This window comes from Burkholderia sp. MSMB0856 (assembly GCF_001524645.2).
Taxonomy (GTDB): domain Bacteria; phylum Pseudomonadota; class Gammaproteobacteria; order Burkholderiales; family Burkholderiaceae; genus Burkholderia; species Burkholderia diffusa.
The window spans coordinates 2,615,040-2,640,966 of the sequence record NZ_CP013427.1 but is presented as its reverse complement, the minus strand read 5'-3'; the positions used below and the strand labels follow the sequence as shown (position 1 = coordinate 2,640,966).

19 protein-coding genes are annotated in these 25,927 nt (G+C 68.5%); 10 read left to right on the top strand and 9 right to left on the bottom strand.

Going from position 1 to position 25,927, the window contains the following annotated elements; translation table 11 throughout:
* Window positions 1-111: 111 nt before the first annotated feature.
* Complete coding sequence (gene metG / locus WS87_RS13575) at window positions 112-2,268, bottom strand: methionine--tRNA ligase (RefSeq protein WP_059820257.1); 2,157 nt, start codon at window positions 2,266-2,268, stop codon at window positions 112-114.
* Window positions 2,269-2,637: 369 nt separating this feature from the next.
* Complete coding sequence (locus WS87_RS13565; RefSeq protein WP_059527561.1) at window positions 2,638-3,279, bottom strand: OmpA family protein; 642 nt, start codon at window positions 3,277-3,279, stop codon at window positions 2,638-2,640.
* 350 nt (window positions 3,280-3,629) lie between these two features.
* Here WS87_RS13565 and apbC point away from each other — a divergent pair, with 350 nt between their 5' ends.
* From apbC to WS87_RS13540, 5 genes are all read left to right on the top strand, one after another.
* Complete coding sequence (apbC, locus tag WS87_RS13560; protein WP_059820258.1) at window positions 3,630-4,721, top strand: iron-sulfur cluster carrier protein ApbC; 1,092 nt, start codon at window positions 3,630-3,632, stop codon at window positions 4,719-4,721.
* Window positions 4,722-4,854: 133 nt separating this feature from the next.
* Entirely contained in the window at window positions 4,855-5,391 is a 537-nt protein-coding gene (locus WS87_RS13555; protein WP_059820259.1) for a superoxide dismutase family protein, read from the top strand.
* 112 nt (window positions 5,392-5,503) lie between these two features.
* The gene (gene dcd / locus WS87_RS13550) at window positions 5,504-6,073 is read left to right on the top strand and encodes a dCTP deaminase (RefSeq protein ID WP_006398615.1); all 570 of its coding nucleotides are present in this window, start codon (window positions 5,504-5,506) and stop codon (window positions 6,071-6,073) included.
* 81 nt (window positions 6,074-6,154) lie between these two features.
* On the top strand, window positions 6,155-8,434 hold the full coding sequence (locus WS87_RS13545) for an arginine/lysine/ornithine decarboxylase (protein WP_059527551.1): 2,280 nt from the start codon (window positions 6,155-6,157) through the stop codon (window positions 8,432-8,434).
* Window positions 8,434-9,261 carry a lysozyme inhibitor LprI family protein gene (locus WS87_RS13540; RefSeq protein WP_059820260.1) on the top strand — a complete coding sequence of 276 codons (828 nt, stop codon included), beginning with the start codon at window positions 8,434-8,436 and terminating at the stop codon, window positions 9,259-9,261. Before WS87_RS13545 ends, WS87_RS13540 begins: the two co-directional genes overlap by 1 nt.
* Before the next feature lie 90 nt (window positions 9,262-9,351).
* On the opposite strand, the gene WS87_RS13535 is transcribed toward WS87_RS13540, so the two are convergent.
* From WS87_RS13535 to WS87_RS13515, 5 genes are all read right to left on the bottom strand, one after another.
* Window positions 9,352-10,035: an HAD family hydrolase gene (locus tag WS87_RS13535; RefSeq protein WP_059692251.1), complete on the bottom strand. Its 684-nt coding sequence runs from the start codon at window positions 10,033-10,035 to the stop codon at window positions 9,352-9,354.
* A 94-nt stretch (window positions 10,036-10,129) separates the two neighbouring features.
* Window positions 10,130-11,539 carry an argininosuccinate lyase gene (gene argH, locus WS87_RS13530; RefSeq protein ID WP_059701917.1) on the bottom strand — a complete coding sequence of 470 codons (1,410 nt, stop codon included), beginning with the start codon at window positions 11,537-11,539 and terminating at the stop codon, window positions 10,130-10,132.
* A 111-nt stretch (window positions 11,540-11,650) separates the two neighbouring features.
* Complete coding sequence (locus WS87_RS13525) at window positions 11,651-14,029, bottom strand: fimbria/pilus outer membrane usher protein (RefSeq protein ID WP_082750730.1); 2,379 nt, start codon at window positions 14,027-14,029, stop codon at window positions 11,651-11,653.
* 24 nt (window positions 14,030-14,053) lie between these two features.
* Complete coding sequence (locus WS87_RS13520; RefSeq protein WP_059820262.1) at window positions 14,054-14,767, bottom strand: fimbrial biogenesis chaperone; 714 nt, start codon at window positions 14,765-14,767, stop codon at window positions 14,054-14,056.
* A 6-nt stretch (window positions 14,768-14,773) separates the two neighbouring features.
* On the bottom strand, window positions 14,774-15,310 hold the full coding sequence (locus WS87_RS13515) for a Csu type fimbrial protein (RefSeq protein WP_059820263.1): 537 nt from the start codon (window positions 15,308-15,310) through the stop codon (window positions 14,774-14,776).
* 299 nt (window positions 15,311-15,609) lie between these two features.
* Between WS87_RS13515 and WS87_RS13510 the strand changes: the two genes are divergently transcribed.
* Entirely contained in the window at window positions 15,610-16,605 is a 996-nt protein-coding gene (locus tag WS87_RS13510) for a Csu type fimbrial protein (RefSeq protein ID WP_059820264.1), read from the top strand.
* Window positions 16,606-16,611: 6 nt separating this feature from the next.
* Here WS87_RS13510 and WS87_RS13505 read toward each other — a convergent pair whose 3' ends face one another.
* Entirely contained in the window at window positions 16,612-17,421 is an 810-nt protein-coding gene (locus WS87_RS13505; RefSeq protein ID WP_059468225.1) for a helix-turn-helix transcriptional regulator, read from the bottom strand.
* 162 nt (window positions 17,422-17,583) lie between these two features.
* Between WS87_RS13505 and WS87_RS13500 the strand changes: the two genes are divergently transcribed.
* Window positions 17,584-18,336, top strand: coding sequence for a class I SAM-dependent methyltransferase (locus WS87_RS13500; protein ID WP_059527529.1), 753 nt, complete (start codon window positions 17,584-17,586; stop codon window positions 18,334-18,336).
* A gap of 148 nt (window positions 18,337-18,484) precedes the next feature.
* Here the strand turns inward: WS87_RS13500 and ppc are convergent, their stop codons facing one another.
* Window positions 18,485-21,499, bottom strand: coding sequence for a phosphoenolpyruvate carboxylase (gene ppc / locus WS87_RS13495; protein WP_059701929.1), 3,015 nt, complete (start codon window positions 21,497-21,499; stop codon window positions 18,485-18,487).
* A 218-nt stretch (window positions 21,500-21,717) separates the two neighbouring features.
* Between ppc and hemC the strand changes: the two genes are divergently transcribed.
* From hemC to WS87_RS13480, 3 genes are read left to right on the top strand one after another with little or no spacing between them, the layout of a single operon-like run.
* On the top strand, window positions 21,718-22,719 hold the full coding sequence (gene hemC / locus WS87_RS13490) for a hydroxymethylbilane synthase (RefSeq protein WP_059820265.1): 1,002 nt from the start codon (window positions 21,718-21,720) through the stop codon (window positions 22,717-22,719).
* The gene (hemDX, locus tag WS87_RS13485) at window positions 22,719-24,695 is read left to right on the top strand and encodes a fused uroporphyrinogen-III synthase HemD/membrane protein HemX (protein ID WP_059820266.1); all 1,977 of its coding nucleotides are present in this window, start codon (window positions 22,719-22,721) and stop codon (window positions 24,693-24,695) included. Before hemC ends, hemDX begins: the two co-directional genes overlap by 1 nt.
* 2 nt (window positions 24,696-24,697) lie before the next feature.
* The gene (locus WS87_RS13480; protein ID WP_059527516.1) at window positions 24,698-25,885 is read left to right on the top strand and encodes a heme biosynthesis protein HemY; all 1,188 of its coding nucleotides are present in this window, start codon (window positions 24,698-24,700) and stop codon (window positions 25,883-25,885) included.
* The last annotated feature ends 42 nt before the right edge of the window (window positions 25,886-25,927 follow it).

Below are 25,927 nucleotides of genomic sequence, written 5' to 3'. Positions count from 1 at the left end.
CGATGCCGCGCGCCGGCTCGCATCGTCGTCGCGCGGTCCCCGTTGCGAACATAAAAAAGCCCCGCACGCATCGGTGCGGGGCTTTCTCGTGCAAGCGGCCGTGCGTGCGGCTTACTTCACGCGCATGCCGGGCTTCGCGCCGCTGTGCGGCTCGAGGATGTAGAGGCCCGGCTCGGCCTTCTCGTCGGCAGCCGACGCGGCGAGCACCATCCCTTCGGACAGCCCGAACTTCATCTTGCGCGGCGCGAGGTTCGCGACCATCACCGTCAGCTTGCCGACGAGCTGCTCGGGCTGGTACGCGGACTTGATGCCCGAGAACACGTTGCGGGTCTTTTCCTCGCCGATGTCGAGCGTGAGCTGCAGCAGCTTGTCCGAGCCTTCGACGGCCTGGCACGCGACGATCTTCGCAATGCGCAGGTCGACCTTCGCGAAATCGTCGATCGAGATCGGACCGTCGTCGGCGTTGTTCGCGGCGGCCGCCTTCGCGTTCGCCTTGGCGTTCTTGCCTTCCTTCGCGGCGTTGGCCGTGGCCGCGGCAGCGGCGCCGGAGGCCTCGGCCTGCAGCGAATCGCGGTTCGCTGCGAGCAGCGCGTCGATCTGCTTCGGATCGACCCTCGTCATCAGGTGCTGGTACGCCTTGATCGGCTGCGTGGACGACAGCGGTTTCGCGGCGTCGGCCCACGTGAGCGGCGCGATCCCGAAGAAGGCCTCGACGGCTTCGGCCACGCGCGGCATCACCGGCTTCAGCGCGAGCGACAGCAGGCGGAACGCCTCGAGGCTCACGCTGCAGGTTTCGTGGAGGGCGACCGCATTGGCCGGATCCTTCGCGAGTTCCCACGGCTTCGCGCCGTCGACGTAGGCGTTCACTTCGTCGGCGAGTTCCATCGTCTGGCGCAGCGCACGGCTGTATTCGCGCGCTTCGTAGTGCGCGGCGATCGCGGGAATCGCATCGCGCAGCTTCGCGACGAGCGGATGGTTCATCGCGCTGTCCTGCACGCGGCCGTCGAAGCGCTTGAGCAGGAAGCCGGCCGCACGGCTCGCGATGTTGACGTACTTGCCAACGAGATCGCTGTTCACGCGCGCCTGGAAGTCGTCGAGGTTCAGGTCGATGTCTTCCATCGTCGCGTTCAGCTTCGCGGCGAAGTAGTAGCGCAGCCATTCCGGGTTCAGGCCGGTGTCGATGTAGCTCTGCGCGGTGATGAACGTGCCGCGCGACTTCGACATCTTCGCGCCGTCGACCGTCAGGAAGCCGTGCGCGAACACGTTGGTCGGCGTGCGATGGCCCGAGAACTCGAGCATCGCCGGCCAGAACAGCGTGTGGAAATACAGGATGTCCTTGCCGATGAAGTGGTACTGCTCGGTGGTCGAGCCCGACCGGATCCACGCGTCGAAGTCGATGCCCTTGCGGTCGCACAGGTTCTTGAAGCTCGCGTAATAACCGACCGGCGCGTCGAGCCACACGTAGAAGTACTTGCCGGGCGCGCCCGGGATCTCGAAGCCGAAGTACGGCGCGTCGCGCGAGATGTCCCAGTCGGCGAGGCGGGCTTCGCCGGCGTCGCCGAGCCATTCGCGCATCTTGTTGGTGGCTTCGGGCTGGGCGAGGCCGCTGACCCACTCGCGCAGGAACGACTCGCAGCGCGGGTCCGACAGGCGGAAGAAGTAGTGCGTCGACGTCTTGCGCACCGGCGTCGCACCGGACACGACCGAGTACGGGTTCAGCAGTTCGGTCGGCAGGTAGGTCGAACCGCACACTTCGCAGTTGTCGCCGTACTGGTCCTTCGCGTGGCACTTCGGGCATTCGCCCTTGATGAAGCGGTCCGGCAGGAACATTTCCTTGACCGGGTCGTACGCCTGCTCGATCTCGCGCTCGGCGATCAGGTCGTTGTCCTTCAGCGCGAGGTAGATCTTCTCGCTCAGCACGCGGTTCTCGTCCGAGTCGGTCGAGTAGAAGTTGTCGAACGACACGCCGAAGCTGTCGAAATCGCGCTTGTGCTCGGTCCACACGCGGTCGATCAGCTGCTTCGGCGTGAGGCCTTCCTTCTCCGCGCGCAGCATGACCGGCGTGCCGTGCGTGTCGTCGGCGCCGATGTAGTAGACCTCATGGCCGTGCATTCGCAGCGTCCGCACCCAGATGTCGGTCTGGATGTACTCGACCAGATGGCCGATATGAATCTGGCCGTTGGCATAGGGCAGTGCGGACGTAACGAGGATCTGGCGGCTGCCTTGCGGCGCCGCGGCCTGCACGGAAGTGAGGTCGGATGCGGACATAGGGTCTGTAGAAGAACGGCGGGAAACGACGGAAACTGCGATTCTAGCAGGGGCGCGGGCAGGTCAGCCGGCGCGGGCGCCATGGACCGGGCGCCGGAGGGGGCGGGGCCGCCGGGGCGGCGTGCCCGGCGGCGTGATGCTGCGGCGCAGCACGCAAATTCCGGGCAAAAAAAACCGGGGCGGATACGGCCCCGGAGCAACAACGACAAGAGGAGAATGGTGACGCGCCGGCTGCGCCAGCCGCGTACCGTAAAGACAGACCGCGGGCCGAGACAGAAGTTCGAAATTTTTTTCGATTTGTTACGGGCCCCGCGGGAAGCCTTGTGCGACGGGGGCGCGCGCCCCCGTTCCCTCCTCTCGCGGCGATGCTTACTGCTGTGCTGCGCGCAGGTAGATCTCGACGCGGCGGTTTTGCGCACGGCCGGCTTCGGTCGCGTTGTCCGCGATCGGGTTCGACGGGCCCATGCCTTGTGCCGACAGGCGGCCGCCGGCGACGCCGCGCTGCACCAGCGCGTTCACGACGCTCTGCGCACGGTTCTGCGACAGCGTCTGGTTCAGCTGTGCCGAGCCCGTGCTGTCCGTGTAGCCGACGATCGATGCCGTCACTTGCGGGTTCTGGTTCAGCGTCGTCGCCAGGTCGTTCAGCAGCGGCGTGAAGGCCGGCGTGATCGCGTACTGGTTCGTCGCGAACGTCACCGAGCTCGGCACGTTCAGCTTCAGCGAGCCGTCCGGCTGCTCGGTCACCTGCGTGCCCGTCTTGGCTGCCGACGGCGCGAGCTTGTTCTTGATCGCTTGCCAGTTGTAACCCGTCACGCCGCCGACCAGTGCGCCGACGCCCGCGCCGATCGCCGCGCCCTTGCCGCCACCGGCCAGCGCGCCGATGCCCGCGCCCAGCGCCGCACCCGTGCCGGTGCCGACGGCCGTATTGTTGCCTTGCTGCGTGGCGCAGCCTGCCAGCAGCGCGCCGGCGAGTGCGAAGACGGACAGGCGAGTCGCGATTTTCATGTTCATCTTGGATTCCTCTCTTGGTTGAACGAGTCGACAACGACAAACAACAGTTACGGCTCCCTGCACGGACGCCCGAAAAAGGAAGGGCAGGCCCGTGCTCGCGGCAGCCGCCGAGGCGGCTGCATGCCCTGTTTGCCAGCGGGGCTGTTCCGGACAGGGCGACGCATCAGCCTCTACAATATAGGCGGTTGGCGGCCGATTTGGCCCCATAGCATGCCGCACGCGAAGATTGCTCCGACGCGCGCGTTCGCGCAATGGCGTGCAACAGATTCTTTCACTTTTCCCGATTTTCGCAGCGTTATTTGATATTTTTTGACGTTTGCGCGAGAGAAAAACGTTTTCACGGAGTTTCGATGAGCATTGACCGGGCACAAGTCGACGCCGCATTGGCGGCTGTCGTCGACCCCAATACCGGCCGTCCGTACGCGGCGAACAAGGGCGTGCGCAACGTCGCGATCGACGGCGACGCCGTGGCGGTCGACGTGGTGCTCGGCTATCCCGCGCGCAGCCAGCACGACGACGTGCGCGCGCGCATTGAAGACGCGCTGAAGGCCGTGCCAGGCGTGCGCGACGCACGCGTCGCCGTGTCGCAGGAGATCGTCGCGCACACGGTGCAGCGCGGCGTGAAACTGCTGCCGAACGTGAAGAACATCGTCGCGGTCGCATCGGGCAAGGGCGGCGTCGGCAAGAGCACGACGGCCGTGAACCTCGCGCTCGCGCTCGCCGCGGAAGGCGCATCGGTCGGCATTCTCGACGCCGACATCTACGGTCCGTCGCTGCCGACCATGCTCGGCATTCACGGCCAGCGCCCCGAGTCGCCGGACAACCAGTCGATGAATCCGCTGGTCGGTCATGGGCTGCAGGCGAACTCGATCGGCTTCCTGATCGAGGAAGACAACCCGATGGTGTGGCGCGGCCCGATGGCGACGTCGGCGCTCGAGCAGCTGCTGCGGCAGACCAACTGGCGCGAGCTCGACTACCTGATCGTCGACATGCCGCCGGGCACGGGCGACATCCAGCTCACGCTCGCGCAGCGCGTGCCGGTGACGGGCGCCGTGATCGTGACGACGCCGCAGGACATCGCGCTGCTCGACGCGAAGAAGGGCCTGAAGATGTTCGAGAAGGTCGGGATTCCGATCCTCGGCATCGTCGAGAACATGAGCATCCATATCTGCTCGAACTGCGGCCACGAAGAGCACATCTTCGGCGCGGGCGGCGCCGAGCGGATGGCCAAGGATTACGGCGTGAACGTGCTCGGCAGCCTCCCGCTCGACATCGCGATCCGCGAGCGCGCCGACAGCGGCACGCCGACGGTCGCGGCCGAGCCGGACGGCGCGCTGGCGCGGCGCTACCGCGACATCGCGCGCGGGGTCGCGCTGGCGATCGCCGAGCGCGCGCGCGACATGACGTCGAAGTTCCCGTCGATCGTTGTTCAAAATACGTAAAACCCTTGCGGGGCGGGGCCTCACGCTGTTTACGGCGCCGCGAGGCGCGGTATCATGGCGACTTTTCCCGGGTCCCTTTACCCGCCCGGCATGGCCGCCGTATCGAACGGCCGCCAGCCGGCATGAGGATCGAATGAACCAACGACATCACGGCGTGTACGCCGGCCGCGCGCGGCGCGCGCTGCTGGTCGCCGCCGCGCTGGGCCTGCTGGCCGGCTGTACCTCTTTTTCCTCGTCGCACGAGAAGCGTGCCGACGCGCAACTGCAGCCGACCGTCGGCTCGCAGACACGCGGCGCGGTAACGTTCGTCGAACGCCCGGACGGCGTCCAGGTCACGTACAACCTGGCCGGTCTGCCGCCGAACAGCGATCACGCGCTGCAGGTGCACGAGCGCGGCGACTGCAACGCGGGCGACGGCTCGAGCGCCGGCCAGGTGTTCGCGCCGGCCGCCGACCGGTTGCGCGCGGGCGCGCGCGTCGCCGGCGATCTCGGCAACATCCATGCGGATGCGAACGGCGTCGCGGCCGGTTTCATCGTCGCGCCCGATCTGGCCCTCGACGGCGTGCGCTCCGCGCTGAATCGCGCGGTGCTGGTGCACCGCGAACCGAGCGACCCGGCGTTTCCGCAGCATGCAGCGGGCCCCGCGCTCGCCTGCGGCGTGATCCGTTGACGGCCGCCGCGTGCGCGCGCCGATGATCGCGTAAAATGTGCGCCTTCCCCGGCCGCCGCCTTGAACCGGCGGCCGTCGTTTACCGTCACGCAGCGTTTCCTGGCGCCCCGTTATGAGCATCAAGTCCGACAAGTGGATTCGGCGCATGGCCGAAGAACACAAGATGATCGAGCCGTTCGTGCCCGATCAGGTTCGCGCGTCCGAGGACGGTCGCAGGATCGTCAGCTACGGCACGTCGAGCTACGGCTACGACATCCGCTGCGCGGACGAATTCAAGATCTTCACGAACATCAACTCGACGATCGTCGATCCGAAGAACTTCGACGAGGGTTCGTTTGTCGATTTCAAGGGCGACGTGTGCATCATCCCGCCGAACTCGTTCGCGCTGGCCCGCACCGTCGAATATTTCCGCATCCCGCGCACCGTGCTCACCGTCTGCCTCGGCAAGTCGACGTACGCGCGCTGCGGGATCATCGTCAACGTGACGCCGTTCGAACCCGAATGGGAAGGCTACGTCACGCTGGAATTCTCGAATACCACGCCGCTGCCCGCGAAGATCTACGCGAACGAAGGTGTCGCGCAGGTGCTGTTCTTCGAAAGCGACGAAGTGTGCGACGTGTCGTACGCCGATCGCGGCGGCAAGTATCAGGGTCAGCGCGGTGTCACGCTGCCGAAAACCTGATCTGGTTGCATAACGTCTCACCAGTTTCCGGGTGACCGCTGCGCGTGACGCGCCGCGGTCGTTCTTTTTGGAGAATCGCCCATGAAGTTTCGTTTCCCCGTCGTCATCATCGACGAAGATTTCCGCTCCGAGAACATCTCGGGCTCCGGCATCCGGGCGTTGGCCGAAGCGATCGAGAAGGAGGGCGTCGAAGTCCTCGGCCTCACGAGCTACGGCGATCTGACGTCGTTCGCGCAGCAGTCGAGCCGCGCGTCGTGCTTCATCCTGTCGATCGACGACGACGAACTCATGCTCGGCGAAACGGGCCCGGACGGCGAGCTGCCCGAACTCGCGACCGCGATCATCGAGCTGCGCGCGTTCGTCACCGAAGTGCGCCGCCGCAACGCGGACATCCCGATCTTCCTGTACGGCGAAACGCGCACGTCGCGCCACTTGCCGAACGACATCCTGCGCGAACTGCACGGCTTCATCCACATGTTCGAGGACACGCCGGAGTTCGTCGCGCGCCACATCATCCGCGAGGCGAAGGTCTATCTCGACTCGCTCGCGCCGCCGTTCTTCAAGGAACTGGTGAAGTACGCGGACGAAGGCTCGTACTCGTGGCACTGCCCGGGCCACTCGGGCGGCGTCGCGTTCCTGAAGAACCCGCTCGGCCAGATGTTCCACCAGTTCTTCGGCGAGAACATGCTGCGCGCCGACGTCTGCAACGCGGTCGACGAACTCGGCCAGCTGCTCGATCACACGGGCCCGGTCGCGGCGTCCGAGCGCAACGCGGCGCGCATCTTCAGTGCGGACCACCTGTTCTTCGTGACCAACGGCACGTCGACGTCGAACAAGATCGTCTGGCATGCGACGGTGGCGCCGGGCGACATCGTGCTGGTCGATCGCAACTGCCACAAGTCGATCCTGCACGCGATCACGATGACGGGCGCGATTCCGGTGTTCCTCACGCCGACGCGCAATCACTTCGGCATCATCGGGCCGATCCCGCGCGATGAATTCAAGCCGGAGAACATCCGCAAGAAGATCGAGGCGAACCCGTTCGCGCGCGAGGCGCTGCGCGAGAACCCGGACATGAAGCCGCGGATCCTGACGATCACGCAGAGCACGTACGACGGCGTCGTCTACAACGTCGAGATGATCAAGGACCTGCTCGGCGACCTGCTCGACACGCTGCACTTCGACGAAGCGTGGCTGCCGCATGCGACCTTCCACGATTTCTACCGCGACATGCACGCGATCGGCGACGGCCGTCCGCGCACGGGCGCGCTCGTGTTCGCGACGCACTCGACGCACAAGCTGCTCGCGGGCATCTCGCAGGCGTCGCAGATCGTCGTGCAGGATTCGGAGAACCGCACGTTCGACAAGCACCGCTTCAACGAGGCGTACCTGATGCACACGTCGACGAGCCCGCAGTACGCGATCATCGCGTCGTGCGACGTCGCGGCCGCGATGATGGAGCCGCCGGGCGGCACTGCGCTCGTCGAGGAATCGATCGCCGAGGCGATCGACTTCCGCCGCGCGATGCGCAAGGTCGACGCCGAATACGGCGACGACTGGTTCTTCAGCGTGTGGGGTCCGGACGACCTGTCGGAAGAAGGCATCGGCTCGCGCGAGGACTGGATGCTGAAGCCGAACGACCACTGGCACGGCTTCGGCCCGCTGGCGGAAGGCTTCAACATGCTCGACCCGATCAAGGCGACGATCATCACGCCGGGGCTCGACGTCGACGGCGAGTTCGGCGAGACGGGCATTCCGGCCGCGATCGTCACGAAGTACCTGGCCGAGCACGGGATCATCGTCGAGAAGACGGGCCTGTACTCGTTCTTCATCATGTTCACGATCGGCATCACGAAGGGCCGCTGGAACTCGATGGTCACCGAGCTGCAGCAGTTCAAGGACGACTACGACAACAATCAGCCGCTGTGGCGCGTGCTGCCGGAATTCGTCGCGCAGCATCCGCGCTACGAGCGCGTCGGCCTGCGCGACCTGTGCACGCAGATCCACGACGTGTACCGCGCGAACGACATCGCGCGCCTGACGACGGAGATGTACCTGTCGGACATGGAGCCGGCGATGAAGCCGTCGGACGCGTTCGCGAAGCTCGCGCACCGCAAGATCGACCGCGTGCCGCTCGACGAGCTCGAAGGCCGCGTGACGAGCATCCTGCTCACGCCGTACCCGCCGGGCATCCCGCTGCTGATTCCGGGCGAGCGCTTCAACAAGACGATCGTGAACTACCTGCGGTTCGCGCGCGACTTCAACGAGCGCTTCCCGGGCTTCCACACCGACATCCACGGCCTCGTCGCGGAAGAGGTGAACGGCCGCGTCGAGTACTTCGTCGATTGCGTGCGCGACTGATGGCGGCGCAGGGACGAATCCGGACGATGCGTGCGGCGCTGGCCGCGCTCGTCGTCTGGGCAGGCTGGTCGGCAGGGCCGGCGGGGCTGAACGTCGCGCATGCGGAAGTGGCGGCGGCCGACCCGATCGACGTCGCGATGCGGCAGTGTCTCGCGCGGCGCGACCGGTCGTCGACGGCCGGCCAGATCCAGTGCATGGGCGAAGCGCAGCAGCAGTGGCAGGCGGTGATGGACGGTGCGTACCAGCGCCTGTCGAACGACGCGCCGGCCGACGCGAAGCGCGGCTGGCAGGACAGCCAGCGCCGCTGGGTCACGTGGCGCAAGGATGAAGTTCATCTGCTGAAGGCCGTGTACGACACGACGCGCGGCACCGCGTACGCGATGTCGAGCGCCGACATGCAGTTGCAGCCGGTGCGCGATCGCGCATTGGCGCTGCGCGCGGCGGCCGACCGCTATGCGCCGCCCGCCGCCGTGCCGGTGGCGGCCACGAGCGGTGCGCAAGGCGACACCCAGGGCGGTGCGGGCACTGCCGCGGCGGCCACCGGCAAGTCGGCGAACGCGCCGCGCGAACCGGCCATACGCCGTGTGCGGCCGTGCGTGCAGGATGCCGCATGTGAACATGCGCTGTTCGATTTGAACCGCTATTACCAGAAGCTGCGTCGCAAGATGCCCGCGCATTCGGCCGCGACGCTCGTGCGCGCGCAGCGCGCGTGGGTCGCGTTCAGCGATGCGACGGCGCCGCTCGTCGGCGAGGACGGACGCGTCGACCTGATCGGCGCGCGCATCGCGACGATGAAGCGTCTGTCGGAGACAGCCGGCAACGACTGACGATCGCCGCGACGCCGGTCATTCGGCGCGGAAACGGAAAACGGGCACCCGAGGGTGCCCGTTTTGCATGTGGCGTGCTGCGCGCGGCGCCTACGCGGGCTGCTGCGTGTCCAGACGGCCGAACCACGATGGCACGAGCGCGACCGCATCGTCGAGCGACGCGAGCACGTGCAGGCTCAGCGCGACGATTTCGGGCGTCGGCGCCTTCAGGTCGGGCACGGTGACGACCGATGCGCCCGCGCCGGCAGCCGATTGCGCGCCGAAGTCGCTGTCCTCGAACGCGACGCACGCGTGCGCCGGCACGCCGAGGCGTTCGGCCGCGAGCCGGTACACGGCGGGGTCGGGCTTGCCGCGCGCGACTTCGTCGCCGCCCGCGATCGCGCGGAAGAACGGCAGCACGCCGACCGCATCGAGCCGCGCACGGATCACGTCGCGCGCGGACGACGATGCGACCGCGCACGGAATGCCGGCCTGCGCGAGCGTCTCGAGCAGCGCCAGTGCGCCGGACTTCAGCGGAAATTTCGGATGAGGTTCGGGCGCGGCGAGCCGTTCGCGCACGAGGGTGCGCACGGCGTCGAACGTGTCGGTGTCGCCGATCAGCCGCGCGAGAATGACCTGGCCCTCGGCGAACGAGCGGCCGACGATCTGCAGGTAGTCGATCTCGGTCAGCACGACGCCATGTGCGGTCGACACGTCGATCCACGTGTTCATGATGGTCCGCTCGGAATCGACGAGCAGGCCGTCCATGTCGAAGAGCGCGGCGGAGAAGGTCATCGGCGGTATCCGGGAAGCGGGAAGGGCGTCGGGCGGCGCGGCGGCCGCCCGAGCGAAAGACCGACGCCGAAGGCGCCGGTCCGTGCCGGCTGGCTTACTTGCCGAGCGCGGCGCGAGCGGCCTTGACCGCCGCACGCACTTGATCGGGCGCGGTGCCGCCCGGGTGGTTGCGGCTTGCGACCGAACCTTCGAGCGTCAGGTAGCCGAACACGTCGTCGCCGATCAGGTGCGCGACGTTCGGCAGTTCCTGCTTCATTTCGTCGAGCGTCAGGTCGGCGAGGTCGATCCCGCGATCGTCGCAGATCCGCACCGCGTGCGCGACGGCTTCGTGCGCATCGCGGAACGGCAGCCCGCGCTTCACGAGATAGTCGGCGAGGTCGGTCGCGGTCGAGAAGCCCTGCAGCGCGGCCGCGCGCATCGCGTCCGGCTTCACCGTGATGCCGGCGACCATTTCGGCGAAGATCCGCAGCGTGTCGGCGACGGTGTCGACCGTGTCGAACAGCGGTTCCTTGTCTTCCTGATTGTCCTTGTTGTACGCGAGCGGCTGGCCCTTCATCAGCGTGAGGAGGGCCATCAGGTGGCCGTTCACGCGGCCCGTCTTGCCGCGCGCGAGCTCGGGCACGTCCGGGTTCTTCTTCTGCGGCATGATCGAGCTGCCGGTGCAGAAGCGGTCGGCGATGTCGATGAAGCCGACGCGCGGGCTCATCCACAGCACGAGTTCTTCGGAGAAACGCGACACGTGCGTCATCACGAGCGCGGATGCCGCCGTGAATTCGATCGCGAAGTCGCGATCCGACACCGCGTCGAGCGAGTTCGCGCAGATGCCGTCGAAGCCGAGCGTCTTCGCCACCGCGTGACGGTCGATCGGATAGCTGGTGCCGGCGAGCGCGGCCGCGCCGAGCGGCAGGCGGTTCACGCGGGTGCGGCAGTCGCGCATGCGCTCGGCGTCGCGCGTGAACATCTCGACGTACGCGAGCAGGTGGTGGCCGAACGTCACCGGCTGCGCGACCTGCAGGTGCGTGAAGCCCGGCATGATCGTGTCCGCGTTTTGTTCAGCGAGGTCGATCAGCGCGCCGCGCAGGTCGTTCAGGAGGCCGCCGATGCGGTCGATCTCGCCGCGCAGCCACAGACGGATGTCGGTCGCGACCTGGTCATTGCGCGAGCGGCCCGTGTGCAGGCGCTTGCCGGCGTCGCCGATCAGCGCGGTCAGGCGCGCCTCGATGTTCAGGTGGACGTCCTCGAGATCCAGCTGCCATTCGAATTCGCCGCGCTCGATCTCGCCCTTGATTTGCGTCATCCCGCGTTCGATGGCGGCGAGGTCGTCGGCGCTGATGATCTTCTGCGCCGCGAGCATGCTCGCGTGCGCGAGCGAGCCGGCGATATCGACGAGCGCGAGGCGCTTGTCGAAAAACACCGACGACGTGTAGCGCTTGACCAGCTCCGACATCGGTTCCGAGAAGCGGGCCGACCAGGCCTCGCCCTTTTTGTGCAGTTGGGACGTCATGGCGATTCTTCGAAGGGGAGTTGGGCGGCGTGCGCCGCCGAGGGAATCCCGCAATTCTAGCATTCGCGGGGCTGGCGGCCGGCGTGCGCGTCGGCCGCGAACGGGCGCGGATTACCGGGGGCCGCAGGTCAGCGGCCCGATGCGCGGCAGCGTGCCGTCGTCCGGGCGCCGGTACGCGAATTCGACGGCGCAGTCGCGGCCGCCGCCCGAGATTTCGAGATGATTGTTCGCGCCGAGGCCGTCGACGAAGGTCAGGCCGTCGTAGCCGACGATCGTGCGCTGACCGCTTTCGACGTGGCGAACCTCGAGCCCGGGCGGCAGCGGGGTGCCGTCCGGCGCGCGCAGCGCGATCGACGCGGCGCTGTAGCGCGTCACCGCGAAGTGCGCGAGCACGCCGGAGCGCGCCTGCGGCACGACGTCGAGCGTCGTGTCGGCGATCCGCGCGTCGGCGGGCAGCGCGGTGCCGTCGATCGCGACGCGATTGCTCTGGTACGCATTCAGGTCGGGCACGAGCAGGTAGCCGGCCCGGTCCGTCTCGCCGATCAGCCGGTTCTGGTGGAGCACGGGGACGCGCCCGGTGTCGGTCGAGACGAGCGCGAAACCGTCGTCGACGCGGCGCGCGGTCATCAGCCGGCCGTCCATCAGCACGAACGCACCCGTGACGTCGACCGACGCGTTGCCGCGTCCGTCGAACGATTGCGCGAGCAGCGTGACCTGGCCGGCGCGGCCGAGATACTGCAACTGCCCCTGCGCGTAGCGGATACCCGCGTTGGCGCCCGCCTGCACGTTCCAGCCGACGCCGCCGCCGTAATCGGGCGGCTTCGTCGCGTTCAGCGTGTAGGTCGAGTCGCCGTTCTGCCGGCCGGCGTTCGCCGAGACGGAGGTGTTGCCGCCGAGCCCGATGCTCAGGCTCACGAAGAAGCCGCGTGCGTCGCGCTGCCGGAAATCCTGGAAGCCGCTGAACGTGATCGAGCTCAGCCCGCCGAGATTGACGAGGTACGCGATCGAGCCGATCCGCGACGGGGCGATGCCCGGATACTTGAGGCCGAGATAGCTGAACGACAGCGTCTGCGCGCGCAGGAACGGGAACGAGACCGTGACGCGGTCGGTGGCGCGCGAGACCGGCACGCCTTCGCGGCTGCCGAGATCGCCGTAGTCGCCGAAGGCGCGCAACGTCTGCGCGTCGATCGAGAAGCGCGGCGTCACGTACTGGTAGCCGACGCCGGCCTGCACGCCCGCGCGGCCCGGCGCGCTGAGCGCCAGCGATGCGTTCGCCACGCCACGCTCGCCGAGGCGCGCGAGCGCGCCGGCGCCCGCGTTATAGACGCCGGCCGTCGCTTCCGCATGCGCCTCGACGGTCAGCCGCTCGCTGATGCCGTAGCGCAGCGAACCGCTCGCCGCCGGCGTTCGCGCATAGTCGAACGAATCATTGCCATACGCGCGGCGCAGGAACCCGGCTTCCGCGGAATAGCTGGCGAGGCCGGGCGCGAGCAGGCGCGTGTCGACGTACAGCGGAATGGTCGTCGCGATCGAGCGGCCGAGCGCGTCGCGCGTGACGACCGTCGCGTTGCCCGCGCCGGTGATTCCGGGCACGCTGTTGATCACGAACGGCCCGCTCGGCACGTCGCCGCTGAACTGGCGCACGTTGTTCACGTACAGGTCGACGGAAGTCGGCACGACCGCGCTGCCGGACAGCGCCGGCACCGGAAACGTGACGAGGTCGGGGCGCAGGCCGAAGTTGCTGCGCCACTGCACGCCGCCGAGGCGCAGCGAGCGGGTCCATGACAACGACGACGAAATCGTGTCGCCGATCTGGGTCGTCGTGAGCGTGCCGGGATTCGAGTGGCTCCACGACGTGTCGTAGCGCACGTAGCGCCGGCGATCGTCGTACAGGTACGCGATCCCGGTGCTGCTGAACACGCCGGCCGGATCGAAATAGCGCGCCTCGCTCCAGACCGCGAGCGGGGCGTGGGCGACGGTCTGCGCGTAGGCGTCGTAGTTCAGCACGAAGCCGCGGCCGGAGGTGGCGGGCGGCGCGGCCGCGAGTGCGCGCGTATCGAACGTGTGCGGGATGCGCAGCGCATCGGACACGCGCAGGTCGAGCGTCTGCCGACCCGCATCGTAGTCGTAGCGCAGCCCCGCGAGCGTATCGAGTGCGACGAGCGTGTTCGACGGCCCGGTCGCCCGGTCGCCGGTCGCGATGCCCAGGTCGTTCAGGTCGGCGGACGCGGCGTACAGCCGGCCGTCGATTCGCTGAAAGCGCGCGATGCGGTGCGTCGGTTCACCGTTGATCGACACGTCGAGAAACAGCGTGTCGGGCGCAGGCGCCGGTGCGGCTGCCGCCTGCACCGGCACCGGCGCCGGCTGCGCGCGGACGGCGTATGCGTGCAGTGCCAGCGCCGCCGCGAGTGCCAGCACCGCGGCGGCGGGCCGGGCGTATCGGGCGGGGTAGGCAGCCCGGAGGGCCGTGCTCGTTGTCGGAACGGGCAACGTCGTGCGATCCTCCGGCGTGGATCAGGGCGGTGCCAGCCGGGCTTCGACCGGCTGCGCGTTGACGGTCGCCTGGATCCTGACGAACCCGGCCGCGCCCGCGTCCAGCTTGAGTGGCCAGCGTCGCGTGCTGCCCGCGAGCGCATAGCCGAGCAGGCCGCGCGTGACGTCGTGCACGGTGCCGCGCGCGTCGACGAGACGGACCGCGGCAATCTGCGCACGGCGTCCGCCGCGATTGTCGACCGCGAGCCGCGTGCCGGATCCGTCGCGCTCGACGCGCCAGTCGAGGCGTGGCGTTTGCGGTGTGCCGGCGGGCTCGACGAAGATGGGCACGGAATAGCGCAGCCGGATCGTGATGCCGTTCTCGGCCGGCGTGCCGGGCGCGGGCAGTTCGTCGATCAGCACGCGATAGCTTTCCTCGGCGGCCGGCGCGCTGCGTCCCGTGCGTACGAGCCGGATCAACTGCTCGGCGTTCGCGCCGATCTGCAGCAGCGGCGGCGAGGCGGCGAGCGCATCGGTTGGCGTCATCACGTCATCGCCGTTTTCCTGCGTCCAGCGATAGGCGCGGACCTGGCCGTAGATCGGCTGCCCGCCCGGATTGCTGAGCGTCATGCTCGCCGCGGCCGCCGACGGCGGCAGCTCGATCGTCACGGGCGTGATCTGCAGTGTGGCGGCGCACGTGGCCGCGGACGCCGATGCGACGCACAGCGCGGCCAGGGCGCGCGGGATCGATGCCACGGCGCGTCAGAAGTACACGGTGGCGGTGACGGCGGCCTGGTAGGTATCCGGCTTCGGCGTCGCTTGCGTCGGCACCTGGCCGTACACGTTCAGCACCTGCGCGGAGCCGGTGCCGGTGCCGCCGACCGTGTCGGTGCCTTGCGTGTTGCCCCAGACCGTCGTGTGGCCCGAGTCCTGGTAGAGCTGGTAGCCGACCGTCGTGCTGGTATTGCCGCTCGTCGTCCCGGCCATCAGCCGGCTGGAGACCGTCGAGCCGCTTACCGAGCCGGCATCGAGTCCGATGTTGTACGGCGTCGAGTTCGAGCAGGTGACGGAGACCGTGGTCTGCTGGTTGATCGCCGCCGTGAGCACGCCGGACGAGCCGAATGCAAGCGGATTCGCGGCGATCGCGCAGTTTGCCTGGATCGTGAGCGTGACGTTGAACTGGGCGGTGGCCGTGCCGTTCGAATAGACTGCGGCAACGGTGACGGGCTGCAGCGCGGGCGCGAATGCGAAGATGGCCGCGAGCGAGGCTGAAAGAATACGACGTCGGGAAGCGTTCATTATGGTTATCTCCTGCCGTTCAATGGGGTCGCCCGGCCGCGGAGTGCCCGCCGCGTGGTCTGTTGCCGGTCGCCGTAACCGCTCTGTCGTTGGTGGAAGACTACTCCACGGATTCGCTCGCGCGCAATGGAGAAAACGCCGACTCGGAGCGCATTGTCAGGGGTTCGAGATCGATGGCCATCGGCGGTTTTGACATGGATCAAGTAACAGTGCGAATGATTGGTGCGCGGACGGATACCATGAGGGCGCTGCCCGGGCCGGAAGCCGGGTCGAACGGACGGGCATTTTCGGGGGAATGCATGTCAGATCACGGACTCCACACGGCGCGCCGCTGGTTGCGCGCGCTATCGTGCCTGTTGCTGGTCGTGCTGCTCGGCTTGCCGTGGATGTCGGCCCGCGCGGACTCGTGTTCGGTGACGCCGCCGGTGCCGAGCTTCGGCTCGGTCAGTCCGATCACGCAGCAGGCCTATACGACGAACAGCACGATGACCGTGAGTTGCACGTGGGACACACTGAGCCTCAACACAGGTGTGCTCGTTTGCGTGAACCTCGCCGGCACGAGCCCGCGTTACCTGACCAACGGGGCGAACCAGATGCAGTACGACCTGTATCAGGACTCGGGCTATTCGCAGCCTTGGGGCGCGGTCAGCGCCGGCACGACGCCGATATCCGTCTCGTTGACGAAACCGGGGCTCGGCACGTCCGCGAGTACGAACGTGACCATCTACGGCCGCATCGCGGCGAACCAGCCCACCGTGCCGACCGTGAACAATGCCAGCACGGTCTATACGCAGAGCTTCAGCGGCAACCAGGCCGCCTACAGCTACAGCTTTTCGCTGCTCGGCGTGCTGCCGACGCCGTGCGCATCGCAGGCGACGGCGGGCACGATGAGTTTCACCGCCACCGCCACCGTCATCAACAACTGCATCATCAGCGCGACCGGCGTTGCGTTTCCGGCGTCGGGCGTGCTGGCGTCGGCGCTGACCGCGAGCGGCTCGATCAGTGCGCGATGCACGAACGGCGATGCATTCCAGATTGCGTTGAACGGCGGCGCCAGCGGCAGTGTCACTGCACGCACGATGCGACGCACGGGCGGCGGCTCGGTCAGCTATCAGCTCTACCAGGACAGCGCCTTCACGCAACCGTGGGGCGACGGCACCGGCGGCACGACGATGGCGACCGGAACCGGGAGCGGGTTCGCGCAGGCGATCACGATATACGGCCGCGTACCCGCGCAGGCGACACCGGCGCCCGGCAACTACAGCGACACCATTACCGCGACGATCAGCTTCTGAGCCGCGTCAATCGCGCACGAGCACGACCAGCTTCAGGTCTTCGCGATGCGCGGGCTTCAGCGTGATCTGCTGGTACACGAGGCGGCCGTCGGCCGGATGGTCGAATTCGCGCAGGCCGCCTTCGCGCTCGAACACGTCCTGCGACGCCCAATACTGCGCGAAGGCATCGCTGCCGGCCATCAATGCGTCGATCAGCGCGCGGGTCGGCGCATCAGCGAGGTGGCGGATCGAGTCGGCGCGGAATTCGGCCGCGAGTCGCCGCGCGCGGGTTTCCCAGTCGACGATCAGCGTGCGCGCGGCCGGCGCCATGAACGTGAAGCGCAGCAGGTTGCGGTCGTGTTCGCCGTCGAGCCAGCCCGTGAACAGCGCGGCGGCCGGTGCGTTCCATGCGAGCGCGTTCCATTGCCGGTCGAGCACGTAGGCGGGCGTGGCGATCGCGGCGACGGTTGCCGCGAGCGTCGGCGGCAGGTCGCCGGCCGCGACGTCGGGCTCGGCCGGATCGCGCTGCGCTGCCAGTTCGAACAGGTAAGCGCGTTCGGCCTTCGACAACTGCAGTGCGACGGCGATCCGCGCGAGCGCATCGGCCGACGCCGACACCGGGCGGCCCTGCTCGATCCACGTGTACCAGGTGGGGCTGACGCCGCACAGCTGCGCGACTTCCTCGCGCCGCAGCCCCGGCGTGCGGCGGCGCGGGCCGGGCGGCAGGCCGACGGCCTGCGGCGACAGCCGTTCGCGGTGCGCGCGGATGAATTCGCCGAGTGCGCGGGCGGGCGTGGCGTCGAGGGGCGGGGTGGGGGCGGAGGACGGCAGGTTCATGCGGAAACGGCTGAAAAGGGGCGCCGAAGGCGCGACAAGGATCAGGCAGGTGTAACAAATACCAGAATAACTGCTTAACTTGTACTGGTACAAGCGCGGCCCTATTGTAGCGATTCGCGCGCTGACAGGCAGCGAGCGCCCCACCCAAAGAAGGAGCGAACCATGAAACACCACGACCAGGTCGCCGACGCATTCGGCACGACGGCCGCCGCCTACCTGACGAGCACGGTCCACGCGACGGGCGCCGATCTGCAGGCGCTGGCCGACGCCGTGCGCGCGACGCCCGACGCCGCGGTGCTCGATCTCGGTTGCGGTGCGGGCCACGCGAGCTTCGCGGTCGCGCCGCACGTGCGCGAGGTGGTCGCATACGATCTCGCGGCGCCGATGCTCGCGACCGTCGACGCCGCCGCGCGCGAGCGCGGGCTCGCGAACATCCGCACGCAGCAAGGGCCGGCCGAACGGCTGCCGTTCGAAGCCGGCACATTCGACTGGGTGGTCAGCCGGATGAGCGCGCACCACTGGCACGACGTGCGCGCGGCGCTCGCCGAGGTGCGTCGCGTGCTGAAGCCGGGCGGCCGCGTGCTGATGATCGACATCGCAGGCAACGACCATCCGCTGCTCGACACCTATCTGCAGGCCGCCGAAGTGCTGCGCGACGCGTCGCACGTGCGCGACTACCGTGCCGACGAATGGCTCGCGATGTTCCGCGACGCCGGGTTCGACGCGCACGTGCAGAGCCGCTGGCGCTTGCCGATCGATTTCGATACATGGGTCGAGCGGATCCGCACGCCGGCCGACAGCGTCGCGGGCATCCGCGCGCTGTGGGCGCATGCGCCCGACGAGGTGCGCGGCTACTACGCGGTGCGGACGGACGGCTCGTTCGAGCACGACGCGCTGCTGATCGACGCGCAATGAGCGTATGAGGCGACACGGCGGCCGGCGCCGTCGTGCCGCTCCATGAAAAAAAGCCGCGATACGCGTGGTTGCGTATCGCGGCTTTCGTTTTGCGGCTTTCGCTTCGCGATGCCGGCGCGGTGCCGGGCAGGCCCGCGCCGCGCACGGATCAGCCCGTATTGCGCAGGCCGGCCGCGATCCCGTTGATGGTCAGGTGAATCCCGCGGCGCAGCCGAGCGTTCGTGTCGCCCGCGCGGTGACGCTTGATCAGCTCGACCTGCAGGTGGTTCAGCGGATCGAGATACGGGAAGCGGTTCTTGATCGAGCGCGCGAGCAGCGGGTTGGTCGCGAGGCGGCCTGCGTGCCCGGTGATTTCCGCGAGCGCCTGCGACGTGCGCTCCCATTCCGCGACGATCCGCTCGAACACGTGCTTGCGCAGCTTGCGGTCGGCGACCAGTTGCGCATAGCGCGACGCGACCGCGAGATCGGTCTTCGCGAGCACCATGTCCATGTTCGACAGCAGATTCGCGAAGAACGGCCAGGTCTTGTTCATCTTCTTCAGCAGCGCGACGCGCTTCGTGCGTTCGGCCGCGTCCTGCGCGCCGTCGAGATACGCGCTCACCGCGCTGCCGAAGCCGTACCAGCCCGTCAGCAGCAGCCGGCACTGGCCCCACGAGAAGCCCCACGGAATCGCGCGCAAGTCTTCGATCCTGCGGTGCTTCGGATCCTGCAGCTTGCGCGAGGCCGGGCGACTGCCGATGTTCAGCTCGGCGATCTCGGTGATCGGCGTCGACGAGAAGAAGTAGTCGGTGAAGCCGGGCGTTTCGTAGACGAGCGCGCGATACGACGCCATCGCGGCGTCGGACAGCGTCTGCATCACGGCTTCGAACGCGGGCAGCTGGGCGGGCGCGTTCGATTGCGGCAGCAGCGACGCCTCAAGCGTCGCGGCGACCACCGTCTCGAGATTGCGCCGGCCGATTTCGGGGTTCGCGAACTTGCTCGCGATCACCTCGCCCTGTTCGGTCAGGCGGATCTGGCCGTTCACGGTGCCCGGCGGCTGCGACAGGATCGCCTGGTAAGTCGGGCCGCCTCCGCGGCCGACCGTGCCGCCGCGGCCGTGGAACAGCCGCAGCGTGATCTTGCGTTCGCGGAACAGGTCGACGAGCGCGAGCTCCGCGCGATACAGCTCCCAGTTCGACGTCAGGAAGCCGCCGTCCTTGTTGCTGTCCGAGTAGCCGAGCATCACTTCCTGCTCGGCGCCCTGGTGCGCGATCAGCGCGTCGATGCCCGGCAGTGCGAAGTATTCGCGCATGATGCGCGCGGCGTCGCGCAGGTCGGGGATCGTCTCGAACAGCGGAATCACCATCAGGCCGTTGCGCGCGCTGTCGTGAGCGGCGCCGAATGCGCCTTCGAGCAGCCCGGTTTCCTTCTGCAGCAGCAGGACTTCGACGAGGTCGCTGACCGTCTCGGTGTGCGAAATGATGTAGTTGCGTACCGCGCGCGGGCCGAACTGCGCACGCACCTCGCGTGCCTTCTCGAACACGCCCAGCTCGCTCTGCGCGAGCGCCGAGTATTCGATGTACGGCGAGCGCAGCGGACGCGGATCGGCAAGCGCGGCAAGCAGCGCGATCAGCTTGTCGTCCTCGGAGAGCGACGCGTAGTCTGCGTGTACGCCGGCTCGCGCGAACAGCTCGGCAACCACGGCTTCATGGATGTCGGAGCTCTGGCGCAGGTCGATGCTCGCGAGATGGAAGCCGAACACCTCGGCCGCGCGCACGAGCGGTGCGAGGCGCGGCGCGGCGAGCGACGTGCCGTGATGTTCGTCGAGCGAGGCGGTCAGCACCTTCAGGTCGGCGACGAACGCCTCGGAATCGGCATACGGCACCGCACGCACCGGCGGCGCGCCGCGGCCGGCGCTGCGCACGGGCACCGTGCCTTCGCCGAGTCGTACGCGCGCGCTTGCGGCGAGCCGCGTGTAGATGCCGATCAGCGCACGGCGATACGGTTCGTCGACACGGTGCGGCGACTGGTCCGGCGACGCGGCCGCGAGCGCTTTCACCGCATCGTTCGCGCCGACCAGCAGATTCGACACCGACAGCTCGGCGCCGAGCTTGTGCACCTGTTCCAGGTAGTGTTCGAGAATCACCGCGGCCTGGCGGTTGATCGCTTCTTCGAGCGTCGGGGCGGTCACGTTCGGATTGCCGTCGCGGTCGCCGCCGATCCAGCTGCCCATCTGGAAGAACGCGGGCACGCGCGCGGACAGGCCGTGCTCGGCGAGCGCGGCCTCGATGTCGCCGTACAGCGCGGGCAGCTCGTCAAGGAACGTCGCGCGGTAGTACGACAGCGCGTTCTCGATCTCGTCGCCGACCGTCAGGCGCGCGTCGCGCAGCATGCGGGTTTGCCACAGCGCGGTCACGCGCGCGCGCAGCATCGATTCGTTGTACGAGCGTTCGCGCGCCGTCAGCGGCTGGTCGCGCTCGGCGAGCAGGCGCGCGATGTCGTGCTGCGCGTCGAGGATGCTCTTGCGCTGCACTTCGGTCGGGTGCGCGGTCAGCACCGGGACGATCAGTGCATCGTCGAAGAAGCGCTGGAGCAGGCGCTTCGACGCGTTGCCGGTCGTCTTCAGCTGCTCGAGCGCGTACGCGACGGTGCCCGGCTGTGCCGCCGAGCCGGCCAGCGCGTGGATGCGGCGGCGGCGGTTGTGATGGCGGTCTTCGGCGATGTTCGCCAGATGCGAGAAATAGCTGAACGCGCGCACGACGCTCACCGTCTGCTCCGGCGTCAGCTTGCGCAGCTTCTTCTCCAGCGTTTGCGCGGCCTCGCTGTCGTCCTCGCGGCGAAACTTCACCGCCGTCTGGCGAATGGTCTCGACGACGTCGAACACGGTGTCGCCTTCCTGTTCGCGCACCACGTCGCCGAGCAGGCGGCCGAGGTAGCGAATGTCCTCGAACAGCGGGCCGTCCTTGTCCTCGCGCGTGCGGGCGCCGGGCTTCGCCGCGCCGGCCTTGCCGTTAGCCGGGGCGGCGGTCTTGATCGCGCGTTTTGTCTGACGTATCGGGTCTTTCGGTTTCGTTGCCGTTTTCGCACGGCCGTTCGCGGCGGTGGCGATGGAGCCCGTCTGGGCGTCGGAGGAGGGCAAGGCAGCATTGCGGCGCGTCGTACGCGCCGATCCGGAAGACTTCACGATGGGTTTCCTTGGGAAAGCTCGAGTCAAAAGGGACTGCGGGGACTGCGGAAACTACGGGAACTGCGGTCAAGCAACCAGCTACGTGCGGCACATCCGCGCATCGGTGTCGCCGCCGGCGCCGAAGCGCGGCGGGCGCAGGCGCCGGGCCCGGGCGGGCCGGGGCGTGCGTGCTACCATTGTTCGATCTTCAATCCCGTCCTTCGATTGTTCCTGCAATGAATTCCGAGATCTCTTCGGCCGGGCCGCGGTCGGCACAAGCCCCCGTGACGCTGACGATTGCTTCGCGCGAGAGTCGCCTGGCGATGTGGCAAGCCGAACATGTGCGTGATGCGCTGCGCAAATTATATCCAGCTTGTGACGTGAAAATCCTCGGGATGACGACCCGTGGCGATCAGATTCTCGACCGCACGCTGTCGAAGGTCGGCGGCAAGGGCCTGTTCGTGAAGGAACTGGAGAATGCGCTCGCCGACGGCCGTGCCGACCTGGCCGTGCATTCGCTGAAGGACGTGCCGATGGCGCTGCCCGACGGCTTCACGCTCGCCGCGATCATGGAGCGCGAGGATCCGCGCGACGCGTTCGTGTCGAACGACTACGCGTCGCTCGACGCGCTGCCGGCCGGCGCGGTCGTCGGCACGTCGAGCCTGCGCCGCGAGGCGATGCTGCGCGCGCGTTATCCGCACCTGAACGTGCTGCCGCTGCGCGGCAACCTCGACACGCGCCTGTCGAAGCTCGATCGCGGCGACTATGCGGCGATCATTCTCGCCGCCGCGGGCCTGAAGCGCCTTGGCCTCGAAGCGCGAATCCGCGCGCTGATCGGCGTCGAGGACAGCCCGCCGGCCGCCGGCCAGGGCGCGCTCGGCATCGAAATCGCCGCGCATCGCACGGACGTCGCCGGATGGCTCGCGCCGCTGCACGACCCGCGGACCGCGCTCGCGGTCGAGGCCGAGCGAATGGTGTCGCGCGCGCTCGGCGGCAGCTGCGAGGTGCCGCTCGCCGCCCACGCGGTGTGGCGCGCGGGCGAGCTTTACCTGACGGGCCGCGTGTCGACGACCGACGGACAGCGCGTGCTGACCGCGGAGGAGTGCGGTGCCGTCATGACCGTCGCCGATGCGCTCGCGCTCGGCCGCGCGGTGTCCGACGAGCTCGAGGCGCAGGGCGCACGCGACATCGTCAACGCACTGCTCGCCGGCTCGCAGGCCGGCAAGGGCGACGCCTGATGGCGGGCGGCGCGCGCGCGTTCACCGCCGTCCTGACACGCCCGGACGGTCAGTCGGCCGGGCTTGCGGCCCAATTGGCCGAGGCCGGTTGCGACGTGCTCGAATTCCCGCTGATCGACATCGCGCCGGTCGACGATCCGGCGCCGCTCGACGCCGCGTTCGCGGCGCTTGAGCGTTACGCGCTCGTGATCTTCGTGTCGCCGAACGCGATCGACCGCGCGCTCGCGCAGTACGGCGCGATCTGGCCGAATGCGCTGCCGGTCGGCGTCGTCGGCCCCGGCAGCGTCGCGGCGCTCGAGCGCCACGGCATCGCGGCGCCCGCGCATCGCGTGATTGCGCCGCAGGCACCCGCCGATGGCGGCGTCCCGCATTACGATTCGGAAAGCCTGTTCGCGAGCATCGAGGCCGCGTTCGGCGGCGCGCACGCGCTCGCCGGCCGGCACGTGCTGATCGTGCGCGGCGACGGCGGCCGCGAATGGCTCGCCGAGCGGCTGCGCGAAGCCGGGGCGGAGGTCACGCTGGTCGCCGCGTACCGGCGCGTCGTGCCCGAGCCGCGCATCGGCGCGTGGGAGCGCGTGCATGTGCTGCTCGCCGGCGCGCCGCACGCGTGGCTCGTCACGAGCTCGGAGGGCGTGCGCAACCTGCACGAACTCTCTCGCGCGCATCTGAACGACGCCGAGATCGAGGCGCTGAAGCATGCGCCGCTCGTGACGCCGCATCCGCGCATCGAGCAGACCGCGCGCGCACTGGGTTTTGATAGGATTACGCTGACCGGCGCGGGCGATGAGCGCATCGTCCGCGCGTTTCGAACGATGGCCGACGAGGCCGTCCAACCGGCGACAGCCGCACCGGTGACTAAACGCATGACAGATACCAACGATTCCAAAGGCGTCGCTTCCCAGCCGGCCGCTGCATCCGCACCGCCGTCCACTCCTCCTTATCTCGCGTCCGAACCGCATGCGCGCCGCGGCGGCAGCGCGGCGCTGTGGTTCGTCGTCGTCGTGCTCGGCTGCGCGGCGGGTGTGGGCGGCTACGCGCTGAACCGCAAGGTCGATCGGCTCGACGAGTCGTTCGTCGCGCGCCAGAAGGCGCTCGATGCGCAGACGGCCGAAACCCGCACGAAGACCGAGCAGGCGCTCGCGAGCACGCATCAGGTCGACACGCAGCTTGCGCAGCTCGACGGCAAGCTCGCCGATGCGCAGAGCGCGCAGCAGGCGCTGCAGCAGCAATACCAGGACCTGTCGCGCAACCGCGACGCCTGGATGCTCGAGGAGGTCGATCAGATGCTGTCGAGCGCGAGCCAGCAACTGCAGCTGACGGGGAACACGCAACTCGCGCTGATCGCGCTGCAGAATGCCGATGCGCGCCTCGCGACGTCGCAGAGCGCGCAGGCCGTGACGGTGCGCAAGGCGCTTGCGCAGGACATCGAGAAGCTGAAGGCAGCGCCGTCGGCCGACCTCACGGGCCTCGCGATCAAGCTCGACGACGCGATCGCGAAGATCGACGCGCTGCCGCTGTCCGGCGAGGCGATCGTCCCGCATGCGGCACCGAAGGCCGTGCCGGCCGACGCTGCTTCGTCGGCCGCGGCCGTGGCCGGCGAGCCGCGCTGGAAGGTGTGGTGGCATGACTTCTCTGCCGGGCTCGGTCAGCAGTTGAAGGGCCTCGTGCAGGTGCGCCGGATCGACAACGCCGACGCGATGCTCGCATCGCCGGACCAGGGCTACTTCGTGCGCGAGAACGTGAAGCTGCGCCTGCTCACCGCGCGGCTGTCGCTGCTCGCGCGCAATGACGGCGCGATGAAGGCCGACCTGCATGCGGCGCAGGCGTCGCTCGGCAAGTATTTCGACCAGGCATCGAGGGACACGCAAACCGTCGAGGATCTGCTCAAGCAGGTCGACGGCGCATCGCTGACGGTCGCGGTGCCGAACCTGAACACGAGCCTGAACGCCGTTCAGCAGTTCAAGAGCCGGGGGTAACGATGACGCTTCGAGGAATCGTCTGGCTCGCGATCCTGTTCGCGATCGCCGCGGCACTCGCCACCGTCGGCCATTTCGACGCGGGGCAGGTGCTGCTCGTCTATCCGCCGTACCGGGTCGACGTGTCGCTGAACCTGTTCGTGATCTCCATCGTCGTGTTGTTCATCGTCGTGTACGCGCTGCTGCGCATCGTGCGCAACATCTGGCGCATGCCGCAGCGGGTCGCCGCGTATCGTGCGCGTTCGCGCAACGAGAAGGCACAGGCGTCGCTGCGCGATGCGATCGCGAACCTGTACGCAGGCCGCTTCTCGCGCGCCGAGAAGGCCGCGCGCGACGCGCTCGCGGTCGATGCGAACCAGGGCGCCGCGAGTCTCGTCGCGGCGACCGCCGCGCACCGGATGCACGAATACACGCGCCGCGACGACTGGCTGTCGAAGGTCGACGCGCCCGAATGGCAGGACGCACGGCTGCTTGCCGCGGCCGACATGCGCGCGGATGCGCGCGATGCCGACGGTGCGCTCGCCGCGCTGGCCGACCTGCAGGCGGGCGGCAAGCGCATCCATGCGCAGCAGGTCGCGCTGCGCGCACAGCAGCAGCTGAAGAACTGGGCCGAGGTGCTGAAGCTCGCGAAGGCGCTCGAGAAGCGCGAGGCGCTGCATCCGGCCGCCGCCGTGCGACTGCGCCAGCAGGCGGCGGAGAATCTGCTGCGCGAACGCCGGCACGACCCGGACGCGCTCCTCGAGGTGTGGCAGTCGCTGTCGCCGCTCGAGCGCCAGTCGCCGCGCCTGGCCGATCTCGCGGCCGACCTGCTGGTGACGCTCGAGCGCCGCACCGAAGCGCGCCGCATCGTCGAGGAAGCGCTCGCGCACAACTGGGATGCGCGCCTCCTGCGCCGCTATCCGGACACGGCCGGCGGCGACGCGTTGCCGCTGATCCAGAAGGCCGAAGGGTGGAAGAAGGATCATCCGGAGGATGCCGACCTGCTGTTCGCGCTCGGCCGTCTCTGCCAGCAGCAGCAGCTGTGGGGCAAGGCGCAGTCGTTCCTCGAAGCCGCGCTGAAGCAGGCCGACAACGAGGCGCTGAAGGTGCGTGCGCACCGTGCGCTCGCCCGCCTGTTCGAGCATCTCGGCGAAACCGACAAGGCGGCCAAGCATTACCGCGAAAGCGCGCTCGCGATCACCGTGGTCTGACGCGGCGGCGCTTGCCCGTCGCGCGTAAAAAAGCCCCGAACG

Excerpts from the sequence above, each read along its gene's own strand:
- WS87_RS13480 (WP_059527516.1), top strand. The coding sequence starts at position 24,698 with ATGACGCTTCGAGGAATCGTCTGGCTCGCGATCCTGTTCGCGATCGCC.
- hemDX (WP_059820266.1), top strand. The coding sequence starts at position 22,719 with ATGGCGGGCGGCGCGCGCGCGTTCACCGCCGTCCTGACACGCCCGGAC.
- apbC (WP_059820258.1), top strand. The coding sequence starts at position 3,630 with ATGAGCATTGACCGGGCACAAGTCGACGCCGCATTGGCGGCTGTCGTC.
- dcd (WP_006398615.1), top strand. The coding sequence starts at position 5,504 with ATGAGCATCAAGTCCGACAAGTGGATTCGGCGCATGGCCGAAGAACAC.
- WS87_RS13565 (WP_059527561.1), bottom strand. The coding sequence starts at position 3,279 with ATGAACATGAAAATCGCGACTCGCCTGTCCGTCTTCGCACTCGCCGGC.
- WS87_RS13500 (WP_059527529.1), top strand. The coding sequence starts at position 17,584 with ATGAAACACCACGACCAGGTCGCCGACGCATTCGGCACGACGGCCGCC.
- WS87_RS13505 (WP_059468225.1), bottom strand. The coding sequence starts at position 17,421 with ATGAACCTGCCGTCCTCCGCCCCCACCCCGCCCCTCGACGCCACGCCC.
- hemC (WP_059820265.1), top strand. The coding sequence starts at position 21,718 with ATGAATTCCGAGATCTCTTCGGCCGGGCCGCGGTCGGCACAAGCCCCC.
- WS87_RS13545 (WP_059527551.1), top strand. The coding sequence starts at position 6,155 with ATGAAGTTTCGTTTCCCCGTCGTCATCATCGACGAAGATTTCCGCTCC.
- WS87_RS13510 (WP_059820264.1), top strand. The coding sequence starts at position 15,610 with ATGTCAGATCACGGACTCCACACGGCGCGCCGCTGGTTGCGCGCGCTA.
- WS87_RS13540 (WP_059820260.1), top strand. The coding sequence starts at position 8,434 with ATGGCGGCGCAGGGACGAATCCGGACGATGCGTGCGGCGCTGGCCGCG.
- WS87_RS13515 (WP_059820263.1), bottom strand. The coding sequence starts at position 15,310 with ATGAACGCTTCCCGACGTCGTATTCTTTCAGCCTCGCTCGCGGCCATC.
- WS87_RS13555 (WP_059820259.1), top strand. The coding sequence starts at position 4,855 with ATGAACCAACGACATCACGGCGTGTACGCCGGCCGCGCGCGGCGCGCG.
- WS87_RS13535 (WP_059692251.1), bottom strand. The coding sequence starts at position 10,035 with ATGACCTTCTCCGCCGCGCTCTTCGACATGGACGGCCTGCTCGTCGAT.
- argH (WP_059701917.1), bottom strand. The coding sequence starts at position 11,539 with ATGACGTCCCAACTGCACAAAAAGGGCGAGGCCTGGTCGGCCCGCTTC.
- metG (WP_059820257.1), bottom strand. The coding sequence starts at position 2,268 with ATGTCCGCATCCGACCTCACTTCCGTGCAGGCCGCGGCGCCGCAAGGC.